At 57.2% G+C, this 2,725-nt stretch carries 2 protein-coding genes and 3 pseudogenes; 2 read left to right on the top strand and 3 right to left on the bottom strand.

All coding sequences use genetic code 11. The annotated features are described in order from the left end of the window. A pseudogene (locus AC1D2P_RS30550) lies at positions 1–195 on the bottom strand (IS256 family transposase); the annotation flags it as partial. Between the two features lie 893 nt (positions 196–1,088). On the opposite strand from AC1D2P_RS30550, the gene AC1D2P_RS30555 reads away from it, so the two are divergent. After that, positions 1,089–1,448, top strand: a complete 360-nt coding sequence (locus AC1D2P_RS30555; protein ID WP_477757720.1) for a DUF6124 family protein — start codon at positions 1,089–1,091, stop codon at positions 1,446–1,448. 108 nt (positions 1,449–1,556) lie between these two features. On the opposite strand, the pseudogene AC1D2P_RS30560 reads toward AC1D2P_RS30555, so the two are convergent. Then, positions 1,557–1,730, bottom strand: a pseudogene (locus AC1D2P_RS30560) (SIMPL domain-containing protein); the annotation flags it as partial. Positions 1,731–2,117: 387 nt separating this feature from the next. On the opposite strand from AC1D2P_RS30560, the gene AC1D2P_RS30565 reads away from it, so the two are divergent. Next, a complete protein-coding gene (locus AC1D2P_RS30565; RefSeq protein WP_477757721.1) occupies positions 2,118–2,486 on the top strand; it encodes a DUF6124 family protein in 369 nt (122 codons plus the stop codon). 107 nt (positions 2,487–2,593) lie between these two features. Here the strand turns inward: AC1D2P_RS30565 and AC1D2P_RS30570 are convergent. Continuing rightward, positions 2,594–2,725: pseudogene (locus AC1D2P_RS30570) on the bottom strand (SIMPL domain-containing protein); the annotation flags it as partial.

The raw sequence follows: 2,725 nt of genomic DNA on the forward strand, positions 1-2,725 counted from the left end.
GCGCTGCGCGCCCGGCGGATAGCCCAGGTGGTGGCCGAGCTCAGCACTCAGGGCTCGCTCGATCAAAGCCTTCTTGAACGCCGCAGAGGCGTCCTCAATGGCTTCCGCTGTCATCGGTCCATCAGTGAATTGCTCGAGCAGCTCTTTCGGGATTTTCGGCAGCTCTCGCAACGCGGGTTTCTTCTTGGTTGGCATACATGCACCTCTTACTCATGTTATGCCCGAACACAAAATTTCTGACACCCCCCCTTACGGCGACTCACTTTTTTTTCAAACGCCAAAAAAAAGTAAGCAAAAAAAGGCTCGCCCCGAGCGTCCGGCCCCTCGCTGGGGCTCGGCGTTCCTTCGCTCCGGTATCCTTCCGGGGACACTGCCCTCCGGTCGGCTTCGCTTCGACCTACATGCAGCGTGTTCGACTGCGTCGAACGGCGCTGCGCGCCACTCCCCGGATGAACACCTCCACTCAGCCTCCCGAAGGGGCGGGTGGATCAAGATCAAGAGCTGCAGGCGAGCTAACGCTCGGCCTGATGAGTGGTGAGAAGCGGCCGGTGTACTCATTCCTGTAGGAGCATGGCTTGCCAGCGATGGCGGCCTGACAGCCGACCAGTCATTTGCAGATGTACCCATTCTCTGTAGGAGCCGGGCTTGCCCGCGATGGCGGCCTGACAGCCGACCAATCTCTAACAGGTGTGCATCAATTGATCGTTCCCACGCTCCGCGTGGGAATGCCGCCGGGGACGCTCCGCGTTCCATTTTTGCGTGTTGAAAGATGTGTAAGAAACGCAGTGATTTCCCACGCATTTTTCAGGTTGCCGGGTAGGAAGCCGTGTCTCTAACCTCTGGCTGTCGCTGCAAAATCAGCGACCGGGCGTGAGATCCCCGGCTATTAGTATTCATCTAGCGCCAATGCCACCATAATTGGCGCCAGCTTATCTGCTGCCTGTAAATGCGTTATGGCGGCTGTGTGCGGGCAGACTTCGGTCTGGCCGGGTGCCTACTACCGGTGATCTCACTCTGCACATAGCTGCCACCTCTTCGCCGCTTGAGATCCGGCGAAGGGATGGCTCCCGTTACCAGTAGGAGTTTCCATGGATAAGTCAGTCCCCGATCCACCCATCACTCCCGAAGCCGAAGACTTGCGCACCGAGTCGCTAATCAAAGACCGCGAAGCCATAAAACGCGCCCTCGACTACTACCTCGCCCCTCCATCCCAATACACCGAAAAAACCCGCCGCCCCAGCACGATGTACATGATCGCCCCGAACATGGACACCGAAAGTCTGCTGGCCCAAGCCTGCGAATCACTGGCCTCTGCCAGCGTCATGACCAGTGATTTCGCCACGAACCTGATCGGCCCGCAGCGCAGTACGGCGATGGCGATTCAGCAGATCATCATGCTGGCGGAGTTGGCGGTGAATCGGGCGTTGGATAACGTTGATCCGGCATAAAACGCGAGAGCCGTGGATCAGTCGGCACAACATCTGACTGGTTCGCGACGGGCAATAAAAAACGGCGATCACTACAGTGATCGCCGTTTATATGTACGAGCTATTAAATCAAGGCATCAACACTTCAATCGACCCATCCGCCGTCATGCTGACCTGGCTGGTGCCGGCTTCCACATCCGGGGTCACCGGCGCCGAATCCATTGCGGCAGCTTTCATCATCATCGGCCCGCGCATGTAGGGTTGTGGATAACCGTTGCTGTTCAGGTTCAGGTTAACGATTTTGATCGTTCCCACGCTCCGCGTGGGAATGCCGCCGGGGACGCTCCGCGTTCCATCTTTGTGTTGAATGATGTGTAAAAAACGCAGTGCTTTCCCACGCATTTTTCAGGTTGCCGGGTAGGAAGAGGGCCTTCTAATCTTTGGCTGTCGCTGCGATTTCAGCGACCGGGCGTGGAAACCTGGATCTCTTAGTAGCCGCATAGCTGGACCATCGTAATCGTTGCCGATGACTTCTTTCGTCTGCAAACTGCGTCATGGCGGCTGTGCGTGGGCAGACTTCGGTCTGGCCGGGTCCTACTAACCGGTATTTCCACCCTGCGTACAGCGGCCACCTATTTGTCGTGTGGAAATGGCAATGGATGGCTCCCATTAGTAAGTAGGAGTTTTCCCATGGATAAGTCAGTCCCCGATCCACCCCTCGATACCACCGCACCCGATGCCGAGACTTTGCGCACCGAGTCGCTAATCAAAGACCGCGAAGCCATAAAACGCGCTCTCGACTACTACCTCGCCCCTCCATCCCAATACACCGAAAAACCCCGCCGCCCCAGCACGATGTACATGATCGCCCCGAACATGGACACCGAAAGTCTGCTGGCACAAGCCTGTGAGTCACTGGCCTCTGCCAGCGTCATGACCAGTGATTTCGCCACGAACCTGATCGGCCCGCAGCGTAATACGGCAATGGCGATTCAGCAGATCATCATGCTGGCGGAGTTGGCGGTGAATCGGGCGTTGGATAACGTTGATCCGGCATAAAACGCGAGAGCCGTGGATCAGTCGCCACAACACCTGACTGGCTCACCACGAGCAACAAAAAACGGCGATCACTGGGTGATCGCCGTTTATATGTACGAGCTATTAAATCAAGGCATCAACACTTCAATCGACCCATCCGCCGTCATGCTGACCTGGCTGGTGCCGGCTTCCACATCCGGGGTCACCGGCGCCGAATCCATTGCGGCAGCTTTCATCATCATCGGCCCGCGCATGTAGGG

This window comes from Pseudomonas sp. P1_F1_2, from assembly GCF_056405815.1.

Excerpts from the sequence above, each read along its gene's own strand:
- AC1D2P_RS30555 (WP_477757720.1), top strand. The coding sequence starts at position 1,089 with ATGGATAAGTCAGTCCCCGATCCACCCATCACTCCCGAAGCCGAAGAC.
- AC1D2P_RS30565 (WP_477757721.1), top strand. The coding sequence starts at position 2,118 with ATGGATAAGTCAGTCCCCGATCCACCCCTCGATACCACCGCACCCGAT.